The organism is Kibdelosporangium philippinense, assembly GCF_021390435.2.
Taxonomy (GTDB): domain Bacteria; phylum Actinomycetota; class Actinomycetes; order Mycobacteriales; family Pseudonocardiaceae; genus Kibdelosporangium; species Kibdelosporangium philippinense.
This window is the reverse complement of the sequence record NZ_JAJVCN010000003.1, coordinates 1187683-1213597: the sequence shown is the minus strand read 5'-3', so window position 1 is coordinate 1213597 and position 25915 is coordinate 1187683. Positions and strand designations below refer to the sequence as shown.

Annotated in this window: 28 protein-coding genes and 1 pseudogene; 16 read left to right on the top strand and 13 right to left on the bottom strand. The window is 64.7% G+C overall.

The genetic code is table 11. The features are described from left to right. The first annotated feature begins 74 nt into the window (after nt 1-74). The 9 genes from LWC34_RS37680 (at nt 75) to LWC34_RS37640 (ending at nt 7769) form a co-directional block, all read left to right on the top strand. Nucleotides 75-1073 carry an ABC transporter permease gene (locus LWC34_RS37680; protein ID WP_233729999.1) on the top strand — a complete coding sequence of 333 codons (999 nt, stop codon included), beginning with the start codon at nt 75-77 and terminating at the stop codon, nt 1071-1073. Beyond that, nucleotides 1066-1980, top strand: a complete 915-nt coding sequence (locus LWC34_RS37675; RefSeq protein ID WP_233729998.1) for an ABC transporter permease — start codon at nt 1066-1068, stop codon at nt 1978-1980. Before LWC34_RS37680 ends, LWC34_RS37675 begins: the two co-directional genes overlap by 8 nt. Beyond that, nucleotides 1977-3092, top strand: coding sequence for an ABC transporter ATP-binding protein (locus LWC34_RS37670; RefSeq protein ID WP_233729997.1), 1116 nt, complete (start codon nt 1977-1979; stop codon nt 3090-3092). The genes LWC34_RS37675 and LWC34_RS37670 overlap by 4 nt, the downstream gene beginning before the upstream one ends. Continuing rightward, on the top strand, nt 3089-4096 hold the full coding sequence (locus LWC34_RS37665; RefSeq protein WP_233729996.1) for an ABC transporter ATP-binding protein: 1008 nt from the start codon (nt 3089-3091) through the stop codon (nt 4094-4096). The genes LWC34_RS37670 and LWC34_RS37665 overlap by 4 nt, the downstream gene beginning before the upstream one ends. A 9-nt stretch (nt 4097-4105) precedes the next feature. Next, entirely contained in the window at nt 4106-4948 is an 843-nt protein-coding gene (gene mshB, locus LWC34_RS37660) for an N-acetyl-1-D-myo-inositol-2-amino-2-deoxy-alpha-D-glucopyranoside deacetylase (RefSeq protein ID WP_233729995.1), read from the top strand. Further along, nucleotides 4948-5337: a hypothetical protein gene (locus tag LWC34_RS37655; protein WP_233729994.1), complete on the top strand. Its 390-nt coding sequence runs from the start codon at nt 4948-4950 to the stop codon at nt 5335-5337. Before mshB ends, LWC34_RS37655 begins: the two co-directional genes overlap by 1 nt. A 213-nt stretch (nt 5338-5550) precedes the next feature. Continuing rightward, complete coding sequence (locus LWC34_RS37650) at nt 5551-5769, top strand: hypothetical protein (protein ID WP_233729993.1); 219 nt, start codon at nt 5551-5553, stop codon at nt 5767-5769. 503 nt (nt 5770-6272) lie between these two features. Continuing rightward, nucleotides 6273-6995: an MBL fold metallo-hydrolase gene (locus LWC34_RS37645; RefSeq protein WP_233729992.1), complete on the top strand. Its 723-nt coding sequence runs from the start codon at nt 6273-6275 to the stop codon at nt 6993-6995. 3 nt (nt 6996-6998) lie between these two features. Further along, nucleotides 6999-7769, top strand: coding sequence for a hypothetical protein (locus LWC34_RS37640; protein ID WP_233729991.1), 771 nt, complete (start codon nt 6999-7001; stop codon nt 7767-7769). On the opposite strand, the gene LWC34_RS37635 is transcribed toward LWC34_RS37640, so the two are convergent. After that, nucleotides 7751-8476: a GNAT family N-acetyltransferase gene (locus tag LWC34_RS37635; RefSeq protein WP_233729990.1), complete on the bottom strand. Its 726-nt coding sequence runs from the start codon at nt 8474-8476 to the stop codon at nt 7751-7753. The genes LWC34_RS37640 and LWC34_RS37635 overlap by 19 nt on opposite strands. A 156-nt stretch (nt 8477-8632) precedes the next feature. On the opposite strand from LWC34_RS37635, the gene fdxA reads away from it, so the two are divergent. Continuing rightward, nucleotides 8633-8959, top strand: a complete 327-nt coding sequence (fdxA, locus tag LWC34_RS37630) for a ferredoxin (RefSeq protein ID WP_233730969.1) — start codon at nt 8633-8635, stop codon at nt 8957-8959. Next, a complete protein-coding gene (gene dapC, locus LWC34_RS37625) occupies nt 8920-10044 on the top strand; it encodes a succinyldiaminopimelate transaminase (protein ID WP_233729989.1) in 1125 nt (374 codons plus the stop codon). The genes fdxA and dapC overlap by 40 nt, the downstream gene beginning before the upstream one ends. Before the next feature lie 32 nt (nt 10045-10076). Here the strand turns inward: dapC and LWC34_RS37620 are convergent, their stop codons facing one another. The 4 genes from LWC34_RS37620 to LWC34_RS37605 are packed head-to-tail and all read right to left on the bottom strand — an operon-like array spanning nt 10077 to nt 12717. Next, complete coding sequence (locus LWC34_RS37620; RefSeq protein WP_233729988.1) at nt 10077-10997, bottom strand: CHAD domain-containing protein; 921 nt, start codon at nt 10995-10997, stop codon at nt 10077-10079. A 26-nt stretch (nt 10998-11023) separates the two neighbouring features. After that, on the bottom strand, nt 11024-12001 hold the full coding sequence (gene dapD, locus LWC34_RS37615; RefSeq protein WP_233729987.1) for a 2,3,4,5-tetrahydropyridine-2,6-dicarboxylate N-succinyltransferase: 978 nt from the start codon (nt 11999-12001) through the stop codon (nt 11024-11026). A 24-nt stretch (nt 12002-12025) separates the two neighbouring features. Next, nucleotides 12026-12463, bottom strand: coding sequence for a PIN domain-containing protein (locus LWC34_RS37610; protein ID WP_233729986.1), 438 nt, complete (start codon nt 12461-12463; stop codon nt 12026-12028). Further along, a complete protein-coding gene (locus LWC34_RS37605; protein ID WP_233729985.1) occupies nt 12460-12717 on the bottom strand; it encodes a DUF6364 family protein in 258 nt (85 codons plus the stop codon). The genes LWC34_RS37610 and LWC34_RS37605 overlap by 4 nt, the downstream gene beginning before the upstream one ends. A gap of 66 nt (nt 12718-12783) precedes the next feature. On the opposite strand from LWC34_RS37605, the gene dapE reads away from it, so the two are divergent. After that, nucleotides 12784-13848 carry a succinyl-diaminopimelate desuccinylase gene (gene dapE / locus LWC34_RS37600; protein WP_233729984.1) on the top strand — a complete coding sequence of 355 codons (1065 nt, stop codon included), beginning with the start codon at nt 12784-12786 and terminating at the stop codon, nt 13846-13848. Here the strand turns inward: dapE and LWC34_RS37595 are convergent. Then, a complete protein-coding gene (locus tag LWC34_RS37595; protein ID WP_233729983.1) occupies nt 13838-16033 on the bottom strand; it encodes a M4 family metallopeptidase in 2196 nt (731 codons plus the stop codon). The genes dapE and LWC34_RS37595 overlap by 11 nt on opposite strands. 215 nt (nt 16034-16248) lie before the next feature. Here LWC34_RS37595 and LWC34_RS37590 point away from each other — a divergent pair, with 215 nt between their 5' ends. Further along, nucleotides 16249-17004 (top strand): LOG family protein, encoded by a 756-nt coding sequence (locus LWC34_RS37590; protein WP_233730968.1) that lies wholly within the window; start codon nt 16249-16251, stop codon nt 17002-17004. Continuing rightward, the gene (locus LWC34_RS37585; protein ID WP_233729982.1) at nt 17004-17537 is read left to right on the top strand and encodes an LOG family protein; all 534 of its coding nucleotides are present in this window, start codon (nt 17004-17006) and stop codon (nt 17535-17537) included. The genes LWC34_RS37590 and LWC34_RS37585 overlap by 1 nt, the downstream gene beginning before the upstream one ends. A gap of 41 nt (nt 17538-17578) precedes the next feature. On the opposite strand, the gene LWC34_RS37580 is transcribed toward LWC34_RS37585, so the two are convergent. Further along, nucleotides 17579-19045, bottom strand: coding sequence for a Dyp-type peroxidase (locus tag LWC34_RS37580; RefSeq protein WP_233729981.1), 1467 nt, complete (start codon nt 19043-19045; stop codon nt 17579-17581). Between the two features lie 230 nt (nt 19046-19275). Then, nucleotides 19276-19944, bottom strand: a complete 669-nt coding sequence (locus LWC34_RS37575) for a lysophospholipid acyltransferase family protein (RefSeq protein ID WP_233729980.1) — start codon at nt 19942-19944, stop codon at nt 19276-19278. Nucleotides 19945-20101: 157 nt separating this feature from the next. Here LWC34_RS37575 and folP point away from each other — a divergent pair, with 157 nt between their 5' ends. Both folP and LWC34_RS37565 read left to right on the top strand, forming a co-directional pair. Beyond that, on the top strand, nt 20102-20917 hold the full coding sequence (gene folP / locus LWC34_RS37570) for a dihydropteroate synthase (protein ID WP_235730609.1): 816 nt from the start codon (nt 20102-20104) through the stop codon (nt 20915-20917). Then, nucleotides 20914-21828 (top strand): glucosyl-3-phosphoglycerate synthase, encoded by a 915-nt coding sequence (locus tag LWC34_RS37565; protein WP_233729978.1) that lies wholly within the window; start codon nt 20914-20916, stop codon nt 21826-21828. The genes folP and LWC34_RS37565 overlap by 4 nt, the downstream gene beginning before the upstream one ends. A gap of 74 nt (nt 21829-21902) precedes the next feature. Here the strand turns inward: LWC34_RS37565 and LWC34_RS37560 are convergent, their stop codons facing one another. The 5 genes and pseudogenes from LWC34_RS37560 to LWC34_RS37540 form a co-directional block, all read right to left on the bottom strand. Then, nucleotides 21903-22925 carry a hypothetical protein gene (locus tag LWC34_RS37560; RefSeq protein ID WP_233729977.1) on the bottom strand — a complete coding sequence of 341 codons (1023 nt, stop codon included), beginning with the start codon at nt 22923-22925 and terminating at the stop codon, nt 21903-21905. Further along, nucleotides 22922-23827, bottom strand: a complete 906-nt coding sequence (locus LWC34_RS37555; RefSeq protein ID WP_233729976.1) for a phosphotransferase family protein — start codon at nt 23825-23827, stop codon at nt 22922-22924. The genes LWC34_RS37560 and LWC34_RS37555 overlap by 4 nt, the downstream gene beginning before the upstream one ends. Beyond that, on the bottom strand, nt 23824-24927 hold the full coding sequence (locus LWC34_RS37550; RefSeq protein WP_308200192.1) for a condensation domain-containing protein: 1104 nt from the start codon (nt 24925-24927) through the stop codon (nt 23824-23826). Before LWC34_RS37550 ends, LWC34_RS37555 begins: the two co-directional genes overlap by 4 nt. Continuing rightward, entirely contained in the window at nt 24863-25612 is a 750-nt protein-coding gene (locus tag LWC34_RS37545) for an IS630 family transposase (protein ID WP_233729974.1), read from the bottom strand. Before LWC34_RS37545 ends, LWC34_RS37550 begins: the two co-directional genes overlap by 65 nt. Then, nucleotides 25504-25848, bottom strand: a pseudogene (locus LWC34_RS37540) (helix-turn-helix domain-containing protein); the annotation flags it as partial. The gene LWC34_RS37545 and the pseudogene LWC34_RS37540, both read right to left, overlap by 109 nt. Between the last annotated feature and the right edge of the window lie 67 nt (nt 25849-25915).

The window sequence follows — 25915 nt, the reverse complement described above, 5'->3', positions numbered from 1 at the left end:
GACCCTCGTGAGTGGTTACGCGGGTTAGAACACGCGTAACCACTCACGAGCTCTGACCAGGGCGAGGAGCAGAAGTGTTGCGGTACATCGTGCGGCGGATCCTGATCACGATCCCGCTGCTGATCGTCGGTTCGTTCCTGGTGTTCGCGCTCGTGCAGGGCATGGGCGACCCACTGGGCGAGTGGAAGCTGGTGGAACCGCGCTCGCCGGACGAGATCGCGGCCGAGTACGAGCGAATGGGGTACGACGACCCGTTCTTCGAGCGCTACGGCAACTGGATCGCCGGGTTCGTCCAGGGTGACTGGGGAACGACGGTCATTCCCGGCGCGGGCGAGCGTGACGTCAAAACCGAAGTGATGCACGGCCTGTGGACCACGTTCAGACTGGTGATCGGCGCCGAGATCCTCGCGCTGATGATCGGGATGGCCGTTGGAGTGATCGGTGCCATCCGCCAGTACTCGATCTTCGATTACGCGGCGACCGGCGTCGCCTTCGCGCTGTTCTCCATGCCGGTGTTCTGTATCGGCCTGATCCTCAAGAGCGCGGCTATCCCGTTCAACGACTTCCTCCAGTCCATCGGGATGGACAGGTGGATAACGACGGCAGGTCCACCGCCAGGCGGGTTCAACGGCAGCTTCGGCCATCAGGTCACCCAGTACATCGGGACGTTCCTGTTGCCGACACTGGCTTTGCTGGCGATCCAGTTCGCGCTGTACAGCCGGTTCCAGCGAGCGTCCATGTTGGACGTTCTCGGCCAGGACTACGTCCGCACCGCGCAGGCCAAGGGCCTGTCGAGCAGCCGGGTGGTCTTCCGGCACGCGTTCCGCAACGGCCTGATCCCGGTGATCACCGTGTTCGCGGTGAACTTCGGCTCCATCGTCACCGGCGCGGTGATCACCGAGACGGTGTTCAACTGGTCGGGGATGGGCAGGTTGCTCATCCGCAGCATCTACGACAAAGAGCCGTACATGGTGCTCGGCGTGGTGATGGTGACCGCGATCATCGTCGTCGCCGCGAACCTGATCGCCGACCTGCTGTACGCCCGCTTGGACCCGAGGATCCGCCTTGGCTGAGAACGCAACCATGATGGCGGCCAAGCCACGCAAGCAATGGCAGCTGATCGTGCGCCGGTTCTTCCGGCACCGGGCCGCGATCGTCGGCATGGTCATCTTCGCCGTGCTTGTCTTCCTCGCCGTTTTCGGCCCGATGCTGTGGAAGTACGACGCGTCGGACCTCAACCTCGGCCGCTACCTGCCACCCGAGCTCGACCACCCGTTCGGCACCGGCCAGATCGGCGACGACGTGTTCGCCAAGGTGCTCAGCGGCACCGGGTTCTCCATGCAGATCGCGGTGGTCGCCGCCCTGATCAACACGGCTGTCGGTGTCATCCTCGGCTCGATCGCCGGGTACTACCGCAGCTGGGTGGACAGCGCGGTGTCCCGGTTGACCGACCTCGTGTTGATCATCCCGACTTTCCTTGTCGCCGCAGTGCTTTCGCGCAACACGTTCTCCACCGCCGAGCTGTCACAAGGCGGCGGGTCCAGCAACTGGCTGCAGGTCGCGATCATCCTCGGCCTGACGAACTGGATGGTCACCGCGCGAACTGTGCGAGGCATGGTTCTTTCGTTGCGGGAGAAGGAATTCGTCGAGGCCGCGCGTGCGCTCGGCGGCGGTCCCGGCCGGGTCATCTTCAAACACATCCTGCCGAACACGATGGACGTCGTGATCGTCAACGCCACGATCGCCATGGCACAGGCGGTTCTGCTCGAATCGGCGTTGTCCTTCGTCGGTCTCGGCGTGAAGTATCCCGATACCTCGCTCGGGCTGCTGATCAACGAGAACCAGAACGAGTTGCTCATCCACCCTTGGCTGTTCTACTTCCCGTTCATCTTCATCGTGCTGATCTCGTTGTCGGTGAACTTCATCGGTGACGGCCTGCGGGACGCGTTCGATCCACGGCAGAAGAGGGTGCGGGCATGATGCTCGAGGTCACTGACCTTTCGGTCGACTTCAGCACCGAGGACGGTGTCGTGCACGCGGTCCGTGACGTCTCGTTCTCGTTGGGGGAGCGGGAAGTTCTCGGTATCGTCGGCGAGTCCGGCTCGGGCAAGTCGGTGTCGTGCATGGCGGTGATGGGCCTGCTGCCCAAGTCGGCCACGGTGACCGGGTCCATCAAGTTCCATGGCGACGAGCTGGTTGGCTTGCCGTACAAGCAGATCAGGCCTTATCGCGGCAATCGGATCGCGATGATCTTCCAGGACCCGATGACCTCACTCAACCCGGTCTTCACCGTCGGGTATCAGCTGGCAGAGGCCTATCGGGCGCATCACGACGTGTCGAAGTCTGCGGCCTGGTCCAAGGCAGTGGAAACCCTTGCCCTGGTTGGCATTCCGCAACCATCGCAGCGGGCGAGTCAATATCCGCACGAGTACTCCGGCGGAATGCGGCAGCGTGCGGTGATCGGGATGTCGATCATCAACGATCCCGAGCTGATCATCGCGGACGAACCGACGACAGCGCTCGATGTGACCGTGCAGGCGCAGATTCTGGAGACCTTGCTGTCCATTCGGGACGAGACCAACGCGGCGATCATCATGATCACGCATGACCTCGGGGTCGTGGCTGGCATGGTCGACCGCGTGCAAGTGATGTACGGCGGCACGATCGTGGAGACCGGCGGCGTGTTCGACATCTTCGAGACCCCGCGGATGCCTTACACGGTAGGGCTTCTCGGATCAATCCCGAACCCGTCCTTGCTGGGCAACAAGCTCACCCCGATCAAAGGCGCGCCGCCGTCACTGATGAACCTGCCGAGCGGCTGCGTGTTCTCCCCGCGTTGCCCGCTCGCCATCGACGAGTGTCATAAAGGCGAGCCCGAATTGCTGCCAACGGGCCAGGATCACAGTTCGCGCTGTATCCGATGGCAGCACCTCGCTGGGATCGACGACCCACGCACGCTGTTCGACACCGAGGAGATCGGTGTGGTGGAGAACCCGGCCGCCCTCGTCGCGGAAAACCCGGATCTCGTGCAGGTCGAAGACTTGGCCGAGGTGGCGAAGCGGCTCGAAGAGCAGCGGGCGGAGGAAGTATGAGCGCGCCGATGCTCGAAGTGAACGACCTGGTCAAGACGTTCCCGGTGCGCGGCGGCGGGATCATCCCGCGCACGGTCGGGCAAGTACACGCCGTGTCGGGCGTGAGTTTCACCCTGTCGCCGGGCGAAACCCTAGGCCTGGTAGGCGAATCCGGCTGTGGCAAGTCCACAACCGGCCGTGCCGTGCTGCAGCTGCACAAGCCCACCTCGGGCTCGGTGAAGTTCGACGGCAAGGAGCTGAGCAAGCTCGGATCGCGGGAGATGCGGGCGGTTCGCCGGGACATGCAGATCGTGTTCCAGGACCCGTACGCGTCGCTGAACCCACGCTGGCAGATCAACGACATCGTCGCGGAACCGTTCGACATCCACGGTTTCGAGGGATCCGCCGCCGAACGTCAGCAGCGAGTGGACGAACTGCTCGAACTCGTCGGCCTGAACCCCGAGCACCGCAACAGATACGGCCACGAGTTCTCCGGCGGTCAGCGGCAGCGCATCGGCATCGCCCGTGCGTTGGCGCTCAACCCGCGAATGGTCGTACTGGACGAGCCGGTGTCCGCTTTGGACGTCTCGGTACAGGCCGGTGTGGTGAACCTGCTCGAAGAACTGCAGGAGCGGTTCACACTGGCGTACTTGTTCGTGGCACACGATCTGTCCGTGGTGCGGCACATCTCACACCGGGTCGCGGTGATGTACCTGGGCAAGATCGTCGAGATCGGGCCGAAGGAGGACATCTACACCCGGCCGACCCACCCGTACACGCAGGCGCTGTTGTCCGCGGTGCCCGTTCCCGACCCACGTCAGGAGCGTGAACGGCGGCGGATCGTGCTCACCGGCGACGTGCCGAGCCCGGTCGACCCGCCGTCTGGATGCCGGTTCCGGACGAGGTGCTGGAAGGCGCAGGACATCTGTGCCAGCGAGGAACCACCGCTGGTCGCGCATGGTTCCGGCGGTCTCGTCTCAGCCTGTCACTTCGCCGAGGAACTACCGCATCCCGCGGGCGCTTAGGCTTGAGGGGTGATGCTGACCGCTCCTCCCAGGTTGCTGCTGGTGCACGCCCACCCGGACGACGAGAGTCTCTGGACCGGCGGCACCATCGCGCGCTACGCGGCCAACGGCGCCCATGTCACCCTCGTCACCTGCACGCTCGGCGAAGAGGGCGAGATCATCCCCGATGGCCTCGCGCTGCTCGCGGCGAACGAATCCGACCAGCTCGGCGGCTACCGCAATGGTGAGCTGCGGGCGGCGTGCGCGGCGCTGGGTGTCGTCGACCACCGCTACCTCGGCGGAATCGGCCGCTGGCGTGACTCAGGAATGGTCGGCGTGCCGTCCAATGAGCATCCACGAGCCTTCATCAACGGCGACTTCACCGAACAGGCCGAGCAGCTGCTGGCGATCCTGCGTGAGGTCAAACCAGACGTCGTCGTCACCTATGGACCCGACGGCGGCTACGGGCACCCCGACCACATCCGAGCCCACGAGATCACAACCGTCGCGTGCGCGCAGGCGGACGTGCGGAGGGTTTTCCACGTGGTGACGTCCAAAAATGCCACCGAGGCCGGAGTGGCCGAGTTGGCTCGGGTGACCGATCTGCCGTACCGCATACCGGAACCCGGTGAGCTGCCGGTCACCCCGGACGACGAGATCACCACAGTGGTCCCGATCGCTGACCATCTCGACATGAAACTGCGGGCCCTGCGTGCGCACCAGACCCAGGTCACGGTCTGGCAGGACGATTCGGGCTCGTCGTGTTACGCCCTGTCCAACGACATCGCACAGCCGATCGTGGACCACGAGTACTACATCCTGGCCAGCGGACGCCCGGACGACGCGGGATCCGACCTGTTCGGGGGCCTGTGATGACGGTGCGGCTGTGGTTCCGGCTGATCGGCCTGCTGCTGCTCAGCCTGGCGCTCGCGCTGCTCGAGCTGCTGTACCTGCCGCTGCGGTTCGACGGCGCGATCCTGCCGATGGTCGGCGGACTCCCGTTCCCGATCACGGCCATCGTCGCCCTGGTGACGCTGCCGTGGCTGATCAAACGCGCCCACCGGATTTCACCGCGGTTGGCGATCGCGGGTTCGCCGCTGTGGATTTGGCTGCTGTGCGTGTTCGTGGCGGCATTCCCCGGGCCTGGCGGCGATGTCGTGCTGATCGGGGACTGGCGGGCTTTGCTGTTGCTCGCCTGTGGCGCACTGGCTGGTTCGATCACGCTCGGCGGCATGGCGGGCAGGCAACCGTACAAAGTGTGACCGGCGGAATCTATCCGCTTAGTAGTGGCAATCGACAGAGTCTCCAGGCTGTGACTGTGGAACGTCACATTGCGTGTCGTGGACAAATTTCTTGTCGGACGCCCGGCGCCAGCTGATCCTGACCTTGACTCCGTCACTGGACGTCTTCCACCACAGGCCCGAGCTGCCCTCCGTAAATAGGACGTTCCCACGTCGGTCCCGCACGGAGGACAGATGCACAATTTCGTCCTGCGGGCTGTCAAGGTGGTTGATTCCGACAACCGAAACGAGATCAATACCAGGCGGTGCGACGAAGTGGATGTGCTGGCCATTCCATCCGGCGAGCGCCACGCCCGGCGCCACGGACAGGCCACCGGCTGCCACCAACGTGAGCGCGGTCATTCGTACGACGAAGTTCCTGATACCCATGCATTCCCTCGCATTGTCGGATAGTTGTTCCGAAGCAGACGGTACGCGAGCCCGGAAGTCCAAACCGGACAGATCCGGACCGGTGGCAGAAGGATGTCAGCACCAATCGGTGCGCTGATCAATGGTCAGTCCGGTCCGGTGCGACGAAACCTCGTCCGGATCAACGGTCCTGATGATCTGCCCTGGCAGTGGCGTTCGCTCGGCGCTTTCCAGCCCGCCGATGTGGCCTTCGCGAAGGGGTCAGCTGAGGGCTCGTGCCTGAAATTCCACAGTGGACTCAGCCGAAAACTGTCGTACCCCTTGGCTAACGTTGAAATCGGGGGTTCTCGGGAGAATTGCTGTTGTGATGCCGCATGCCTGCGGCAACGCAGGCCACAGCAACGCGGACCACAGTGTCGTACCCCTGCGGTAACGTTAAATCAAGGGCTCCCCTGGTGGCGGGCTTTGGCGGGTGGTGGGGCCAGCGGAAACGGGGCAAGCTGGCGGTCGTGCCGACGTGATCACCGTGCTTCTGCAAGGCTAGTGGCATGCAGATCACCGTTCTCGGCAGCTGCGGGGCATGGCCGGAGCCTGGCCGCGCGTGTAGTGGGTTTCTCGTCGAGCATGACGGCTTTCGCCTGGTGCTGGACATGGGGTTCGGCGTGGCGTCCAGACTTTTCGAGATCTGCCCGGCCGAGTCGGTGAACGCGGTGGTCGTCACGCATGAGCACCCGGATCATTGCGTGGACCTCAACGCGTTGCTGCGCGCCAGGTTCTACGGCGGGATGCCGCGGATTCCGTTGTACTGCACGCCAGGAGTGGCTGGCAGGTTGAACGTCGTCGAGCCCAATCCGCCGCTGTCCGCGGCCTTCGACATCCACGAACTGCCTGGTGGGTACACGGTTGGCCCATTCGAGCTGACCGGAATGCTATTGCCCCATCACGTTCCGAATTCGGGTGTCCGGCTGGCCACGAAGGACAGTGTGCTCGCGTACACCGGCGACACCGGGCCGGATCCGGCGTTGGCCGTGCTGGCGAAAGACGCGGATCTGTTCATCGCCGAGGCGACGTTGATCGAGCCGCAACAAGGCGCCCGGAGTTTGCTGACCGCGCGTGAAGCAGGCCAGTGGGCCGCGCGGGCGAACGCGAAACGCCTGCTCCTGACCCATTTCTGGCCGGGAAGTGACCGGGCGGCCGCGGTGTCGTCCGCCTACGCGGAGTTTTCCGGCGATATTGCTGCGGCTGTCGAGGGGATGGCTCTACGCTGCTGAATCGTGGCGGAGGCGATTACCGACCAGCATGTGGCTGCGGTCTTGCGGGTGTTCATCCGCCGGTGCGATCCGATGCTGACGAAGCTGCGTGACGACGGTGAACCGGTTGAGGTCGATCCGGCCGACCCGGATGTCGACAAGTCTATTTTGGACAAAGTGAAGGCCGTCGTCGCGAGCATCAAACGCCCCGGCATGAAGGGCTGGGGGCAGCTGCCGATCGACGAGCGGGTGGACTGGTGGATCAGCCGGGTCGGCCGGTTCACGTCGCTGCTCGCGTCGGTCACCGGCCTTGCGGGTGTCTGGGGCGACCGGCTGCCGCTGCAGGACATGCTCGGCTCGGCCAGCCAGGGATTGTTGTTGTGCGCCATCGCTTCCGAACACGGCGTCGACGACATCGGCATCCGGGTCCGCCTGCTGGGCTCGGTGCTGTTCGAACGGGACATCGACCCGGTCGTCGCACGTGGTTCGGGTGACGCGGCCGCCGACGAGGAAGTGGTCGCCAAGCTGGCACCGGAGGACGAACCGGCCGAGGAACCCGTGAAAGGCAAGCGGTTCAGCGTCAAAGCGGGGTTCAAATGGCTGTGGCGGCAGGCACGGATCCTCTTCGCGATCACCGGTGAGCTGGAGAAACGCCCGCAGGGGCGGATCTACCACAAGGCGCTGGGCATGCTGCCGGTCGTCGGCATGGCAGGCGACTACCTCGGCGAGCGCTCAGCCTTGAAACGCGCCGCGAAGCGTGGCACCAAATGGCTCGCTCAGCAGGGGATCCAGTAGCGGTAACGGTGGTGCTCGGTGCACCCGAGCGTCTCGTACAGCCGGATCGCCGCGATGTTGTGTTCAGCAACCTGCAACGCCTGCCGCGTCGCGCCCTTCGCCTCAGCCCACGCGTAGAGCGTCTTGAGCAACCCGGCCGCCAGACCCTGGCGCCGGTGCAATGGCCGGACAGCCAGGCGCGCGATGTGCAGAAGATCTCCCACGACCGCGCCTCGTACGGCCGCGACGACCTCACCGTCCTGTTCGACCAGGCCGTATGCGACTCCGGGCATAGAGGACAGCACGTGTCGCTGCGCGGCGCTCGGCTGCTCGGTTCCTGCCGCGAGTTCCCACCATCCGGGAGACGGCTGGTCGTCGATCCTCGCCCCTTCGTACGTGCCAGGCGTCAACGGCCCCGTCATCACCAGAGACTCCGCCCCGCCCGGGTGGTCAAGGTTGACCACCCAGCCGTGTTCGGACATCGCCGCATCGGCTTTCGAACCCATCACCACGTGCGCGGTCGGCTGGATGCCGTTGCGCTCCGCGAAACCAGCGGCCCTGCGCAGCGCCATGGGGAAGTCGACACCCGGATCTCCGCAGGTCAAGGTGCTGTTCGCGCGCCCGGTGAAGCCGCCGGCCGCGCGCATCCGCCAGTCGCCGAGCCGCTCGTCCACCAGGGCGGGCCAGGCTTGTGCGCATTCGTGCTCAAGGCGGGTCACGGCGTCCATGCCCTGATTCTCCAGTGATCAGTGGCGCCCACTTGCTGAGATAAGTGTCACCCTGCGGCACCGGGTACTCGGAGGCAGCGTGGACGGGGGATACTGGCCACAACGCGTACTTCCCGAACGCGCGTGTACAAGGTTTCTTTGAAGGAGCAGAGCACCGTGACCTACGTCATCGCCGAGCCCTGCGTCGACTTGCTCGACAAGGCGTGCATCGAAGAGTGCCCGGTCGACTGTATCTACGAAGGCGACCGGATGCTCTACATCCACCCTGACGAGTGCGTCGACTGCGGTGCCTGCGAGCCGGTCTGCCCGGTTGAGGCCATCTACTACGAGGACGACGTCCCCGATCAGTGGAAGGACTACACGAAGGCCAACGTCGACTTCTTCGACGAGCTCGGATCGCCCGGCGGGGCGTCCAAGGTCGGCAAGGTGGCGGCCGACCCGCAGTGGATCAAGGACCTGGCGCCGCGCGAGACCGAGCATTGAGCGCGGGTCTGCCGGACTTTCCCTGGGATTCGCTCGCGGATCTCAAGGCGCAGGCACAGGCACACCCGGACGGGGTGGTCGACCTCTCGGTCGGCACCCCCGTCGACCCCGTGCCTGACCAGATCAGAGCAGCACTCGCGTCGGTATCGGACCGTGCCGGTTACCCCACCACACACGGCACGCCCGAACTGCGCGAAGCGGCCGTCGCGGCCCTTCGCCGTCGCTTCGAGGTCGAGGGCGTCTTTGAAAAAGACGTCCTGCCGACCATCGGTTCGAAAGAACTGGTCGCCTGGCTCCCGACGCTGCTCGGCGTCGGCGCCGGGTCGCTGGTTGTGATCCCGGAGCTGGCGTACCCGACGTACGAAGTCGGCGCCCTGCTCGCGGGAGCCACGGTCGTGCGATCAGACGGCCTGACCGCTCTCGGCCCGCAGAACCCAGCGATCATCTGGCTCAACTCGCCGTCCAACCCGACCGGGCGCGTGCTGCCCGTCCCGCACCTGCGCAAGGTTGTGTCGTGGGCACGTGAACGCGGCGCGATCGTGTTGTCCGACGAGTGCTACATGTCGCTCGGCTGGGAGACCACGCCCGTGTCCGTGCTGCACCCTTCGGTGAACGAAGGCAGCATGACCGGGATCCTCGCGGTGCACTCGCTGTCGAAGTCTTCCAGCCTGGCTGGGTATCGCGCGGGCTTCGTCACCGGGGACCCGGCATTGGTGGCTTCTTTGCTGGAGGTCCGTAAGCACGCCGGGATGATGGTGCCCCGGCCCGTGCAGGAGGCCATGACCGTCGCGCTTTCGGACGACTCGCATGTCGAGTCCCAGAAATCGCGCTACCGGGCCCGCCGGACGATCTTGCGTGGGGCGCTGGAGTCGGCTGGGTTCACGATTGATCACTCCGAAGCTGGGCTGTACCTGTGGTCCACTCGGGGCGAGGACGCTTGGAAGACCCTGTCTTGGCTGGCTGAGCGTGGGATCTTGGTGGCCCCAGGGACTTTCTACGGGCCAACCGGTTCCGAGCACGTGCGCGTCGCCCTGACGGCCACCGATGAACGGATCCAAGCAGCAGCAACGCGCCTGTCCTCGTGAGTGGTTATCCGTGTTCTAACCCGGATAACCACTCACGAGAAGTGATCTGCGAGGGCGGCAACGGCATCCCAGTTGTCGCGCCACTGGGCTCGGTAAGCAAGGCGACGGGCGTGCTCGCGTTCGACCAGACGTCCGGCGACGAAGATGACCGCGGGTTCCTCCTGGCCTTCGAGCAGGCGGCGGATGGTTTCCTCGGCCACGGCGGCATCCTGGTGCTCGCCAAGCACCTCCTGGAACGCCTTCGTGGCCTTGATCAGCTGCTTCACCGGTTCCTTGCCAGCCGAGCCGACCAACTCGGCCGCGTAGCGCAAGCGTTTGCCCTTGATCCGCAGGGCGTGCAGCTGCTCATCCGGCGGGTCCTGCCCCAAGGCCGAAACAGCCTTGAAAAGCTTCCGGTAAGGCTTGTAGATCACGCTGACCACAGCCGGAGCCTTGCCGTTGTCCGAAGACACCGCCTCCGAGATCGGTTTGGACGCAGTCGCGGCCGCCAGCGATGTCAGAAGTTCCGCGTAGCGCTTCGTCCGCATCGCGCTGAGCATCCGTCGGCGGGCGGCTTTGCGTTCGTTGACCAGGCCGCTGAGGAGGCGTTCGACGGCGGCGCGTTCGTTGTCTTCAAAACCCGCAGCCTCTGTCCTGAGGCGGTCTAGTTGGACGTCCAGGTCGCGGACTGGGCCAAGGGCGTTGCCTAGCCACTTCAGTTCCAGCTGGAGTGGGGGTGCTACGTCACCGAGTCCGGCGCCGTCGGCGTTGACTGCCGCGCGCAGGCGCCGGATGGTGACGCGCATCTGGTGCAGATCTTCCGGATCCACCCCCGACTTGGTGCCTGCTTCGTGCGCTAGCAACGCGCGGAGCTGACTGTCCAGCCGTACTCGAACGTGAACGGCTGGCGGATCTTTGCGGCGTGCGGTGGCCGGTTCGACAGGCAACCCAAGTTCGGCGGGGGTGAGGGTCATCTGCCCAAGTTTAGGTGAAATCCGGGTTAATCGTTGGCGTGCAAAGCGGCATTCAGGGCGATTCCGGACCCGCTGCGCTCGACGACCTCGACCGCGCCGGTGCTCGAATTGCGGCGGAACAACAGGTTGTTGGCGCCGGAAAGGTCGCGTGCCTTGACCAGGCGGCCGTCTGGCAACTTCACCTTCGTACCCGCTGTGACGTACAGGCCCGCTTCGACCACGCAGTCGTCGCCAAGCGAGATGCCGATACCGGCGTTCGCGCCGAGCAGGCAGCGCTCGCCGATCGTGATGGTCTCCTTGCCGCCGCCGGACAGGGTGCCCATGATCGACGCGCCGCCGCCGACGTCCGAGCCGTCGCCGACGATGACGCCCTGCGAGATGCGGCCTTCGATCATCGACGAGCCCAGGGTGCCCGCGTTGAAGTTCACGAAGCCTTCGTGCATGACCGTCGTGCCGCTCGCCAGGTGCGCACCCAGCCGCACGCGGTCGGCGTCGGCGATCCGCACGCCGCTGGGCACGACGTAGTCGACCATTCGCGGGAACTTGTCGATGCCGTGGACAGTGACCGCGCCGCGTGCACGCAACGCCAGGCGCGTCGCCGCGAAGTTCTCCACTGGGCACGGGCCGTGGTTGGTCCAGACGACGTTGGCGAGCAGGCCGAAGACGCCGTCGAGGTTCAGGCTGTTCGGGATGGCCATCCGCGAGGAGATCAGGTGCAGTCGCAGGTAGACGTCGTACGCGTCGGCTGGCGGCTCGGCGAGGGCGTTGATGCCGGTACGGACCGCGATGACCTCGACGCCGCGGGCATCGTCCGGGCCGAGCATCGCGGAGATCCCGTTGCCGAGCTCCTGCGCGGCCTCCATTTCGGACAGGCGCAGCGTTCCCGGCGCGGGCGCTTCGCCCAGCTTCGGCTTGGGGAACCAGCAGTCCAGCACGGTTCCATCAGAGGTGACTGTGGCAAGGCCGACGCCGTACGCGCCGCTCGACTCGGGGTTCGCGCTCACCCGCAAAAGGTAACCAACGCGGGGTCAGGACTCTACGAACGGGTTGCGGATCGTGAGCGACCCGAAGGTCTGGCCGTGCTGCATGTCCTCGGACAGCAGCGTCGTGGCGCCGCAGCGAAGCGCCGCCTCGATGATCAATGCGTCCCACCAGGAGAGTTGGTAGCGCTCGCAGAGCACACTCGCTGAGACCAGTAACTGCGCTTCGGTGTCGATCGGGCACCACTCGGCGTAGTCGGCGACGACCTCGCGTGCCTCACTGTGTGACATGGGACATTTGAGCTTGCGGACCACGACCGAGTAGAACTCCTGCAGCACCTGCGTGCTCAGTACTCCGGTGTCGGCCTCCCACAATGTGTCGAGTGCTGCCTTCGCGATCTTGTACTTGACCGGATCTTGCCGGTCGTGTGCGTAGATCAGGATGTTGGTGTCGATGAACACCAAGCCGCATTGGTCGCCTGTCAACTTGTTCCGTCCTTGCGATACTGAGCACGATCATGAAGCTCTTCGCGGGTCCAGGTGGCACCCCCGCGATCGATGGCGTTGTCCATTCTGGCGAGGGCGCGTTGTTTGGCCGCCTCGTAACGAGCTGCTTCCTCGGTCATCTTGATGACCTGGTGGGAGAGCAGGGCGCTGACCGAGGTGCCGCGCTTGGCTGCGAGCACCTTCGCTCGGTCGATGATCTCTTCGTCTAACTGCACTGTGATGTTCCGCTTCATGGGACAAGGCTACCACGTGGGTTTCACGTGGAGCACGTGAAACCCACGTGGACTACCGTGCCGGGTGTGACCGTTGAACTGGACCTTGCTGCTGACCCGGTGGATCTGACCGTCGCTCTCGTCGACATCCCGAGCGTCTCGGAAAACGAGGCCGTTCTTGCCGACGCGGTGGAGCGCGCGCTGCGAAAGCTCGGCCACCTCGAAGTCACGAGGTCCGGCAACGCCGTGCTGGCCCGTACGAACCTCGGATGTGAGCGCAGGGTCGTTTTCGCTGGTCACATCGACACCGTCCCGATCAACGACAACCTGCCGTCTCGCCGGGAAGGCGAGATCCTGCACGGCTGCGGCACGGTCGACATGAAGGGCGGTGACGCGGTCATGCTGCACATCGCCGCCAACATCACCGATCCCAAGCACGATCTGACGTTCGTTTTCTACGACTGCGAGGAGATCGAGGCCGCCCGCAACGGCCTCGGCCGGATCGAGCGTGAGCTCAAAGACTGGCTGATGGGCGATGTCGCGGTGGTCTGCGAGCCGTCGAACGGCACGATCGAGGCAGGCTGCCAGGGCACGATGCGCATCCAGGTCCGGACAACGGGAAAGCGCGCGCACACCGCACGCGGCTGGATGGGTGTCAACGCGATTCACGCGATCGGGGACGCACTGCGCAGGCTGGAAGCCTATGAGCCGCGGATCGTGGACATCGACGGCTGCGCGTACCGGGAAGGCTTGCAGGCCGTGAAGATCGAAGGAGGGGTCGCGGGCAACGTTGTCCCGGATGAGGCCGTGCTCACGATCAACCACCGCTTCGCGCCGGACCGTGGCCCGGCAGAGGCGGAAAAGCACCTGCGTGAGGTGTTCGAGGGCTACGACGTCAAGGTTGTTGACGTCGCGGCGGGCGCGCTGCCAGGTCTGCAGGCGCCCGCCGCGAAGGAACTAGTCGAAGCCGCCGGGGGCACGCCGGTCGCCAAACTGGGCTGGACGGACGTCGCCCGGTTCGCCGCGCTCGGCATGCCCGCGGTCAACTTCGGTCCCGGTGATCCGACTTTGGCACACACCAAGGAAGAACATGTGCACGTTCAGCAGATCAAGGACTGTGTAAGCGTTTTGACGCAGTGGCTCACACCGTGATCGTCCACGTGTCCAGCGTGCCGGTGTCGACGCGGTAGCGGTCAGCCACGACCAGAGTCCACGTGCCCGCAGCGTTCTCCGAAGTCACGGGGACGTCATAGGTCTTGGTGCCGAACTGGCCGCAACCGCCCGAACCGGCGGCCTTCACGTTGTACGACCGTCCACTTGGGCCGGTCAGCGTGATCTGCAGGTCGTACGCGCAGGTGTGGTTGATCGTCACCGAAAGCTTGACCGGTGACGTGGCCGAACCCGTGGCCGTGGACGTGACCGGGCTGCTGACCGTTGCCAAGTCGGCGATCGGGAAGTCCGTGCCGTTGGTGAAGGTCCGCGTGCCGGTTGTGCCGACAGTCAACGCGTACTGCGCGGTGTGGTCGATGTTGGCGCCGTCACCGGTGACCGTCACCTGGTAGGTCCCGGCAGGCGTGCTCGACGTGGTCGCGACGGTCAACGTCGAGTTGGCGCCGGAGGTGACCGAAGCCGGGTTGAAGGTCGCGGTGGCACCGGCGGGCAGGCCGCTCGCGGAGAAGGTGACGTTCTGCGCGTTGCCGCGGATCGTTTGCGTGGCAACGGTTGTGGCCACACTCGACCCCGGCGTGACCGACCCGGAGGCCGGGTTCAACGCGATGGAGAAGTCGTTGCCGCCCTGCGGGGTGCAGGTGGCCTCGCCGGTCTGCGCGGGTACGCTGATCGCGTTCCACGCGGCCTTGGTGGCGTCGAATTCCACGCAGCTGCCCGGGAACAGGTTAACCGCTGCCTGCAAGGTGGCCTTGCGGGCGGCGCCGTGGTTCCAGGTGGTCGTCTTCTGCAGCAGGCCGTTGTAGAAGATCTTGCCCGCCTTCTGGATGCCGATTCCGGTCACCGTGCTGTTGTCGCAGGTCGGGCTGGCCGGCTTGCCGCCGCCCGGGTTGCTGCCCTCGGAAAGCAGGTAGAACCAGTGGTTCTGCGGGCCAGCGGCGGCGTGCACCGAACCGGGCAGCGAGGTCGACCAGCAGTTGGGGTGGCCGGCGATCTTGTTCGGCTGGTACATGAAGCGGATCGGGCCCTGGCCGACCAGGTTGACCTCTTCGCCGACCTCGAAGTCGGCCGGGTCCTCGGGGTTGGCGGCGTACGCCTCGGTCAGCGCGCCGAAGATGTCACCGGTGGACTCGTTCATGCCGCCCTTCTCCGTGCCACCGCCGCCGGAGCCGCCGGGGGTGAACTGGAAGATGCCGTGACCGAACTCGTGGCCGACGACGTCCATCGAGATGACCTGGCGCTGGCTGTCCTGGGTCCGGCCGAACTGGGTGTAGCTGCCGGTCCAGAACGCGTTCACGGCCGGAAGGCCGACGTACGCGGGGAAGGTCTTGCCGTTGCCGTCGATGCCGTTGCGACCGATCCAGTCGCGCAGCATGTCCCATTCCTTCTGCGCGCCGTACAGGGCGTCGACGCAGGCGGTCTCCATGTCGGTGCCGGAACCGTTGCCCCAGTTGTCATCCGGGCCGGTGAAGACGACCTTGTTGCTGTCGAGGCCGCACTCGAGGCCGGGACGCGTGGTGTCCCGCATGGCGAACGTGCCGCCGTTCTGCTGGGTGGTGATCGGGACGTCGCCGACGTAGTACGAGTCGCCAGTGCCTGCCTTGACGTCGTCGTAGCTCTCGATCACCGAGCCGTCGTTGGCGTCGACGAACACGTGCAGGTTGCTCGGGATGACGCCGTTGTTCCCTGAGACGAGGACCTCGTACGCGAGCTTCGGCGTCGCGCCTGCCAGCACGATCAGCTTCGGCGCGTCGACGGACTTGACGGTCTGGACCTTGGTGCGTGCGGTGTTCGCGGCCGTCGCGGCGTCGATCTTGGCGGCGGTGTCGACGTTCAGCGGGGCGGTCTCCGCGGCGGTCGTGTCACGCACACGGCCTTGGTCGTCGGTCACGACAACAGCGTCGCCACCGACAACTTTGAGGCCACGGTACGAGCGTTCGTAGGCGGAGTAGTAGACGCCCGCGCCGCCGTGGGTCGTGCTGACGCGGGTGAACGTCTCGTCGGCGCCCCTGGCGAGTTCGTCAAGCCCGAGGATGGCCGCTTGGTCGGCCGCCGCGGTGGCACGGGCTAATGGGTCGGCTGCTAGCTGTGGCGCGCTGGCCTCGGCCTGCGCGACTGGGATCGCCAAGGTCAGGGCGGCGATCGCCAGTATCGCTCGCGTTCTTCTCACGACGTGCTCCTTTTGGGCGCACTGCTGCGCCCCTTTAGCAGGGGGAGAGAAGCGGGGTTATGCGCATAACCGCATCGATGAGTAAACGGGTCGTGAACACGGCCTGCTACCGCCGTTCGTCGGTAGCCGATCACCGTTTTTCAGGCGGTCACCACGACGAGCCGAATAAGTCACCGGTTGGGCGGACAAGCACAACTAGACTTGAGCTGGTGACGATGAACGAGGATCGCCCCAAGGAGAAGCAACGGGGCCCGGTGACCTTGCGCCGTGAGCGCAGCGAGGAACCGACGACAACAGACCAGCGTTTGCTCGATTCACGAGGCCCGTCGGCGTGGGTGCACACCGACCCGTGGCGCGTGATGCGGATCCAGGCGGAGTTCGTTGAAGGCTTCGGCGCGCTCGCCGAGGTGCCCCGCGCGGTGACCGTGTTCGGGTCCGCGCGCACCCCACGTGACCACCCCGAGTACGAGCTGGGCAGGCAGATCGGCAAGGCGCTGGCCGAGGCGGGTTTCGCGGCGCTGACCGGCGGCGGACCGGGCACGATGGAAGCGGTGAACCGGGGCGCGTCGGAAGCCGGCGGCCTGTCCATCGGGCTTGGCATCGAGCTGCCGTTCGAGCAGGGCCTCAACCCGTGGGTCGACCTCGGTGTGAACTTCCGGTACTTCTTCGTCCGCAAGACGATGTTCATCAAGTACGCGCAGGCCTTCATCTGCCTGCCGGGCGGGTTCGGCACGCTCGACGAGCTGTTCGAGGCGCTGACCCTGGTACAGACCAAGAAGGTCACCAAGTTCCCGATCGTGCTGTTCGGCAGCGAGTACTGGGGCGGCCTGCACAGCTGGCTGCAGGACGTGGTGTTCAAGACCGGCAAGGTCGGCGAGAAGGACCTCGCGCTGATCCACGTGACCGACGACGTGGACGACGCGATCAGTGTGGTCGAGGACGCGTACCGCGCCTGGGAAGAAGTCCACTAGTGCGGATCTGTGTTTTCTGCGGCTCGGCGGCCGGCACGAAGCCGCGGTACGCCGCCGCGGCAGCGGAACTGGGAAAACTGCTGGCCAAGCGTGGCATCACGCTGGTGTACGGCGGTGCGTCGGTCGGCACGATGGGGATCATCGCCGACGCGGCCCTTGAAGCGGGCGGCGAGGTGATCGGCGTGATCCCGACGAGCATGACCGACCGGGAGATCGCCCACCAAGGCCTGACCGAGTTGCACGTGGTGAGCACGATGCACGAGCGCAAAGCCCTGATGGCCGAGCTCTCGGACGCCTTCCTCGCCTTGCCTGGCGGCGCGGGCACGCTGGACGAGCTCTTCGAGATCTGGACCTGGTACCAGATCGGCGTGCACAGCAAGCCGATCGGGATCGCGAACATCGACGGCTTCTACGACCCGCTGATCGCGATGGTCGACCACATGGTCGCCGAAGGGTTCATCCGGGCCAGTTATCGGGACTTCATCACCATCGAAACGGACCTGGAAAAGCTCGTGAGTGGTTATCAGGGTTAGAACACTGATAACCACTCACGAGGGGTTTTTCTTACATGTCCCTATCGTCCTGCGAGGTCGCGCAGGGTTGTGAGTGCTGGTGCGAAGGCATAGATCGTCCCCTCAGTGCGCACGAACTGTGCGAAGTGCAGTTTCTTTCCTTCGGGCTTCGTGTCCAGTTTCAGCGTGATGTCGCTGTCCTTTCCGATCACCGGATCGTGCCCGGCGTCGGTCTGGAAGAAGTCCTTGTCGTTGATCCATCGCTGCTGCAGGAACTCGAATTGCTCGGCGAGGTCGGCCATGTACGCGATGAACACGAGGCCGCGGTCGGTGTCCGGGCCGTGACCAGCGCCTGACGACGGGTCGAAAGGCTGGCCGAACGGAATCCCGCGGCGGATGATCCGGCGGGTGTCGGCGTTCTTGAAATCGCCTGCGATGCCGTCACGCGGGTTGGTTTTCCTGATATGGGCGAAATGTGGTGTGGTGTGCCCGTTCTCGTCGGTGGCGTAGCTGATCAGATTGTCGTCCGGCGCGCCCGGTTTGGTCGGTGGCTCGGTGTTCGGGTTGTGCGCGACCGACGCACCCGAACGCCACCTGCCGACCACCCGGGCGGCCAGCCATTCTGTGCCGGTGCCGGGAGGCAGCTCGACCCCCTCCTGTTCGAGCTGCCTTCGCGCGGCACCGGCCTGCGCCCACCAGGCAGGCACGTCCTGTGCCAGCCGTCGCACCACCTGGAACGAACCGTTGCGGGTCCAGTCGGGCAGTGGGGGCGCGTCCCCGGTCAGTTTCGGGTGCCCGATCACGAACTCGCCTGCCGGCAGGATCCGGGTGCCCGGTTTGCCGTCGACGTGGATCGGGTCTCGTGGGTCCGGCCGGTCGAAGTCACGCACGCCGGGCTGGCTGACGCCGTCCTTGAACCCGAAGTGCTCGTGACCTTTCGCGTCGCCCGGCAGGGTCGCGCCGACCTGCTCGAACGCGACCGTCAGCCCCGCGCGGGCGGCCGCGACGCGCAGTTCGGACGCGCGGAGTTCGAGCTGGGCCTGCTCATCGGAGGCGATCGTGAGCACGGCGTGTACTGGCTGGTCTTCCCGGCCGAACAGCCAGTGGTCCGGCGCGCTGTCCCCCTCGTCGCCGTTGATCTCCGCACGGGCGAACGCGCCATGGATGAACGCCTGCACGCCAGGCAGCGTCGTGTCCGGGAAAGGCTCTTCGCCCATCAGGAATTTCAGCCCGGCGTACGTCAGGCTGAGGTTTACCCAGGTGGGGCTCAATCCGGCCGGATCGATGCCTGCGCGGGCGTGCCGCGCCGCGCTGAATTCCGCGTTGAACGCGGCGACCTGGCGGGTCGTCGCGATCTGCGGGATCATCAGCCGCAGCCATTTCCGGACCGGGCGTTGATCGTCCGGGAAGCGCAGCAGCAGGACCGTTTCATGGTCCTTACGAAACCCGGCGAGAATGTCGCCCTGGATATCGTCGGAATGGCGGAGCGGCAGTGTGCGGCCAGCCGCGTCCGCGCCTTGGTCGGTCATGAATCCCCCTGGATTCCCCCTGGTCGAGCAGGACGACCCCCAATTGCCGTCCCCTACATCCAGTGAGCCCGAGCCTAGCAGGACCTTCAAGGTGATTCACTCGATCGACGGAATAATAGGCCAATTGGCCGTCGGACGCTCTACGCAGCGCAGCAAATCGGCGCGACGATTCGTCCGATGTTGTGACCACCATTCACAAGGATGGCCCAGCAGGGTGTGGTATAAGCCGTTCAGGCAGCGTCCGGGAGTTTGTGGTAAGCGTCGACATATTCCTGGCCGGACAGTTCCATGATCGCGTACATGATCTCGTCGGTAACCGCGCGACGAATAGCAGGTGAAGCCTGCATGCGGTCATAGCGAGAAAAGTTCAATGGCTTGCCAATTCGAATGGTGACCCGAGCGGGCCGGGGAAAACGCTGGCCAGGAGGCTGAATCCGCTCGGTCCCGATCACCGCCATCGGCACGACGACAGCGCCCGTGCTCAGCGCGAGCTGGCCGACGCCCGTGTGACCGCGGTGCAGACGCAGATCGCGCGACCGCGTGCCCTCCGGATAGATGCCGAAGACATCGCCCTTCTCCAGGACCCCGCTCGCCGCTTCGAGCGCCGCGACGCCCGCGCGCGCCTGCCCACGCTGCACCGGCACCTGGCCGATCGCCCGCATGAAGGCGGCGCGGACGCGCTTGTACGGCGAACGGCCGAGGAAGTACTCCTCCTTGGCCAGGAAGTTCACCTGCCTGGTCACCACCAGCGGGATCAGGATGCTGTCGAACACGGACAGATGGTTGCTCGCCAGGATCACCGCGCCCTTCGCCGGGATGTTCTCCAGGCCTTCGACCCGTGGACGGAACAGCACCTTCGCGATGATGGCGCACACGGCACGCAGCGCGCGGTAGAACAAGGGGAGCCTCCTGCGGTGGGGGATACCTCCACTGTAAGAGGCGGTTTGTTAAATGCGAGATCGCGGTCGCTAAGTTCTTGGGAACCCGTGGCACGATCACTGGGTGCGACCCCTCAAGTTCGGTTCACGTGCGGTGCCGGGCGACCGTGCGCTGGTGATGGCGATCGTGAACCGCACCAGGGACTCCTTCTACGACCGAGGTGCCACCTTCGACGCCGAGGCTGCGATGGCCGCGGTTGGCGCGGCGGTGGCCGAAGGCGCGGACATCGTGGACATCGGTGGCGTGCGAGCCGGATCACACGGCGAGATCGTGGATGCGTCGGAGGAATTACGGCGGGTGGTGCCGTTTGTGGCTGCGGTGCGTGAGCGGTTCCCCGATGTGGTGATCAGCGTGGACACGTGGCGTCACGAGGTGGGCAGGGCGGCGTGCGAGGCGGGGGCGGACCTGCTCAACGACACCTGGGCGGGTGTGGATCCGCTGTTGGCTGAGGTCGCGGCGGAGTTCGGGGTGGGGATCGTGTGCTCGCACACCGGCGGGGTGCAGCCGAGGACAGATCCGCATCGGGTGCAGTATCGGGATGTGGTGGCTGAGGTCGCTGAGGAGTTGGTGGCGAGGGCGAACCGGATGGTTGAGTTGGGGGTGCCCGCTGAGGGCGTGCTGATCGATCCGACTCATGATTTCGGCAAGAACACTTGGCATGGGCTGGAATTGCTGCGGCGGCTTGACGAGCTTGTGGCCACCGGGTGGCCGGTGTTGATGGCTTTGTCCAACAAGGACTTTGTCGGGGAGACGCTGGGGGTTGAGTTGCAGGAGCGGGTTGACGGGACTTTGGCGGCTACTTCGGTGGCTGCCTGGATGGGGGCTCGGGTCTTTCGGGCGCATCAGGTTCGGCAGACGAGGCGGGTGGTTGAGATGGTCGCCAGTATTGCCGGGACTCGTCCGCCTGCTCGGGTTTTGCGGGCGCTCGCGTGAATCCTGCGGCTCGTGCGTGGTTCTCGGCCCGGACCTGGCAGGAACCACAGTGGACAGTCTCCGACCTTTGCGCCGTCAAAGGTGGCCGTACCGTCAGTGTCGTTTTGCCTGCTTTGAATGAAGAGGCCACGGTCGGGGAGGTTGTCGGCAGCGTCCGGCCGTTGCTCGGGTCGCTTGTGGACGAGATCGTCGTGATGGATTCCGGTTCTACTGACCGGACTTCTTCAGTTGCTCTCGCTGCCGGGGCTCGGGTTGTGCGTCGGGAGGATGTGCTGCCTTCGTATTCTCCCTTGCCTGGCAAGGGAGAAGTGCTGTGGCGGTCGTTGGCTGCTACCACTGGGGATCTGGTTGTCTTCTTGGACGCAGACTTGGTTGATCCCGATTCGGCTTTCGTCCCTGCTTTGCTTGGGCCTCTGCTCACTGAGGATGTTCACCTGGTCAAGGGGTTTTATCGGCGGCCGTTGCGGTTGGAGACCGAGGACTACGGCACCGGTGGTGGCCGGGTCACCGAGCTCTTGGCCCGGCCTCTTTTGAATGCTCTTCGCCCCGAGCTTTCGGGATTGGTCCAGCCGTTGGGCGGGGAGTACGCCGGGAGTCGCGAGTTCCTGGAATCGGTGTCTTTCGCGGCCGGTTACGCCGTGGAGATCGGGTTGTTGCTCGACGCCCACTCGACCTATGGACTGGATGCCATCGCTCAGGTCAATCTGGGGGTGCGCAAGCACCGGAACCGGAATCTGCTGCAGCTTGGCGTGATGGCCAGTCAGATCCTTGGTGCGATGCTGCGGCGCTGTGATATCGCCGGATCCACCGAGCTGACCCAGTTCGTGCAGGTCGCCGGTGAATGGCTGCCGGACACTACGCCGATCGACGTCGCCGACCGTCCACCGATGCGTTCAGTCAATCTGTCGTGAGTGGTTATCCGTGTTAGAACACGGATAACCACTCACGACAAACCAGTCTTCCGGCTTGGCCTGCCAGATCTCGTTCATCCGGCTAGCTCGGCCGAGTAGTCCACTAGGGACTCCCTGGCGACCAGTAGCGCTCTGTGCAGCTTCTCCAGCATCTTCATATCGAAGCTGGCGTCTCGCCATTTGTCGAATGAAATTCCGAAGCCTAGGTCTTCCCACAGGGTCGCGTTGTGCTTCTCGTGGGCTCCGAATGGTTCAAGCAGGACTGCTGGCGTTGCTGACCACAGTGAGTCCAGGAGTGTGCCTCCGCCTGGCTTGCTGACTGTCGCCACGACCGATCTGGTCAGGTCAAAGGAGGCGTGGTGGTGTGTGCTGCGGGTGAAGGGGGTGCCCACTTCGGCGAATGGTGGGTAGCCGTTGTCCAGCCAGGGGTGCCAGGTTGGGTCGATCACGAAATGGCGGATTCCTGGGTCTGCCGAGACATCGCGTTCTTCGTACGCCACGATGTCGAGCTCGAATCCGTGCGATCGGAGTTCCGTCGCACGTTCGCGATACGTCCCCATGCCCCAGCCGCCGCCATGCACCAGCAGCCTGTGGGCGCGGGATTCCCAGGGGAGTGGTGGTGTGTGGGTGACTGGGATGCTGTACGGGATAGTTCCGCTTGTGGCATTCGCCAGCCAGATTGGGCGTGGGTTCAGTGATGTCTTGACCTTCTGGAAGGAAGGGGAGATCACGGAATCCACGTGGCAAACATCGACTGGGGCTGGGCTGTACTGTTCGAGGATGGGGAGCCAGAATCCTGAGAACACGACGAACTTCTGGACATTTCGCGCACGCCAGGAGGACAGCAGCGCTTCTTGGGCCTCGTGCGGGATTGCGATTGAGGCGTCTCTGGCGACTCGTTGGCCTGCCAACGCGACCCTGAAGTCACGGTGGAAGGCCCACTTCATCTTTGTCGTTGTTTCCAGGGTTTCCGGTGGGAGCATTCGTTCCAACACTGAGACGTTCGCCGCTATGCCGCGTTCTCTTAGCCGGTCTGCCAACAGCAGGCCTGGGACGTGCACTCCCAGCGCCACACCGGATGTCAGGATCTCGATCACAGCTTGGCCGCCGCTTCGAGCAGATTCTTTGTCACCAGTTTGTGGAAGGCTCGGTCGTAGCTTTCTCTTGGCACCATCTCCACCAGCATGATCATGTAGAGGTAGACCTGGTAGAACGCCAGTCTGAATGATGCTGCGTCGGTGAACTCCAGTGGTCCGTATCCGGCCAGGAAGGCTTTGTCTGTGCGGATGTCGCCGTACAGGGCCAGGGATACCATCTCTGCCAGGGGGTCGCCCCAGAACGCGCGTTCACCGTCTATCAGGGCGGTGATTCGCACGTTGTCGATCAGGATGTTTCCCTTCCACAGGTCGAAGTGGACCAGGACGGGCGTTGTCACTTCGTTGAATGCCGGGGAGTCTAGGGCGTCCGAAAGCTTTTGGGTTGAGACAGGGAGTTCGACGAAGTAGCGCGCGGCATCGTCAAGGACCGCTGTGACCATCGTGCGGAAGGCCGATCGCCATGAGTCCGCTAGACCCATTTGCGGGTAACCGAATCCGGGTCCGGTGATTCTGTGCAGACGGGCCACGATCGTGCCGAGTTCGGTGCGTAGCTTCTCCGTCAGCGACGGGTCTAGTTTTTGGGGATGCCATGGTGTTCCTGGCATTTCCGTCATCAGCAGGTATTCCGGCTCTGCGTAGACTACTTGTGGCACTGGCAGGTCCGCGGCCTCTCGGTAGAACAAGGCCTCGGTGTTCATCAAGCCGCGTTCGTACGTCAGCGATGGTGACGCTGGGTCTGGGGCGAGCTTGAGGATGTAACCTGCTTCCGCTGTCCGGATTCGGTAGGCCGTGTTGTACATGCCTTCGGAGAGTTGTTCGCGTACTTGGACTTCTGCTGGGTCTATGCCGCAGGTCTTCAGTACGCTGTTCAGTTCTTCCGATGACAGCACTCGCTTGGTCACGCAACCTCCGTAAACATGGGACTTCGCCACGGCAGCTTTTCGCAGATGGTCAAGGTTCGCTCCTTTGACCATCCGATGCCGTTTCCGCTCAGGTGCGCGAACAGTTCGCCATCGGCCGTCTTCCTTGCCCGGATACCCAAGTCGGTGGCCATTCCGGTATCACGGGGACCTGCGGCGTCGATCACGGCACCGGTTGCGTCGCCGAATGACAACGATTGTGGCCGTGCGTCTGAGATGTACTCGAAGTATGGCGCGTCCCTGCCTGCCGTCGGGCACATGACGTGCTGCTGTGCGCCTAGGACTATGTCTCGGACCGCGGTTACGTACTCGCCGGTCAGCTCTGAAGGTGGCCGCGGCACCGGCAGGTCGAGAGGGACGATGCAAGGACCGGGCAGAGACCGCCATTCCGCGCGATTGCGTCGACTGATCAACGTGGTGAACAGCACGGTGTCGCCGTGGCCGAGATACGGCAGCATCCCGGTCGTCAAACCGGCGAGCAATGAGACGAACATTGTGCTGCGATGCCTGCGGCAGAATCGTTCCAACTCGGCGACATCGCTGGCAGGCAGAACCCTTTGGCGCAGCGCGAAAGGTCCGACTGGTGTCGGGGATGGTGCGGCGAATGACGCTAGTTCGGTGGACCGCCGCCACCATGCTTCGGCGGCTTCTCGGCTATTTGCCAGTAGTCGCGCTTGGTCTTCGGCGTAGTGCCAGAACTGGGCCGCGGGTGCGGGTAGCGTCCCGCGGTACAAGTCGGCGAGTTCGTCGAGCAATGTCCACAATGTCGCTGGGTCTGACATCAGGTGGTGGATGTGCAGGCACAACAGGTGTTGATCGGCTTCGACAGGCTTCAGCCGGACTCGGAGTGGGCTCAGCGCGTGCGAGTCGATGGGTGCGTGCAATAGTTCGGTGTCGTCGGTGATTTCCAGCTCGACTGGGACGTTTGACCTGATCAACTGCGTTTCGTCTTCGATACGGGAGCGCAGCAGGTCGTGCCTGGCGACTAAAGACCTTTCGGTATTTGAGTGAGTTATGTCATAGGGAAAGGCCGCCGGTGTGGTCGAGGAAGTTGAAGCACAGTTGGTAGCTGCTGCCGACACGTTCCAGGCCGGCCTGCGCGGCGGTGTGGGCTTCGTCGATGGTGTCGGGGCACAAGTTGGCCAGTTCGCGTGCTTTGACGTTGCCCCATACCGTTTCCATCGGGTTGAGGTCGGGGGCGTAGCCGGGCAACGGTTCTACGCGCAGCCAGTGTCGTTGGGTGGCCAGCCATGCCTTCATGTCGTTCGATCGGTGGGCGGGCAGGCCGTCCCAGATCAGGGTGACTTTCTGGCCGTCGAGGTGATCGAGCAGAGCGGTGAGGAACTCGATCAGCGAGGCGGTGTTGTAGGCGCCTTCTTTGATGCCGAACACGAACACCGCCTCGCTGCGGTCGGGCCGGTAGGCCAGCGCGCCGGACATCGACAGGCGTTTCCAGGAGAACCGGTGGGTCAGCACCGGGGTCTGGCCGCGTGGCGCCCAGGTGGCCCGGACTACGGGCAGCAGGGAGAATCCGGACTCGTCCTGGAAGCAGATCCAGGCCCCTCGGCGCCGGGCGCTTTTTTTATGCGCGGCCACTCCTTTTTCACCCACCTGTCGATGGCCTCCTGGTCGCGTTCGGTGGCGCGGCGGGCGGGACGCTGCCTGCTCCAGCCCAGCCGCTCGCGCAGGATCGTCCAGGTCTGGGTTTGCGAGTACCGCACCCCGGTGACCTTCTCGATCACCTTGGCCACCCGCGCCAGCGTCCACATGTCGGTCGGGAATCCGTTCGCCTTCGGCCCCTGCGCCAGCGCGCCTGCCACCGCGGCTACCTGCTCATCGGTCAGCTTACGCAGCCGCCCGGCACGGCCAGCCCCGGCCAATGCCTGCCGTCCGCCGGTCGACCACGCCCGGTGCCACCGTGAAGCGGTCTGCGCCGAGACTCCCAACTCCACCACCACATCGACCTGCCGCTTGCCGCGATCGAACATCTCCGCAGCCCGCATCCGGCGTTCCCGCAACGCCTCAAAATCACGGCGGGCAGCTACTTTCTTGCCGCTCCGGGCTTTCCGA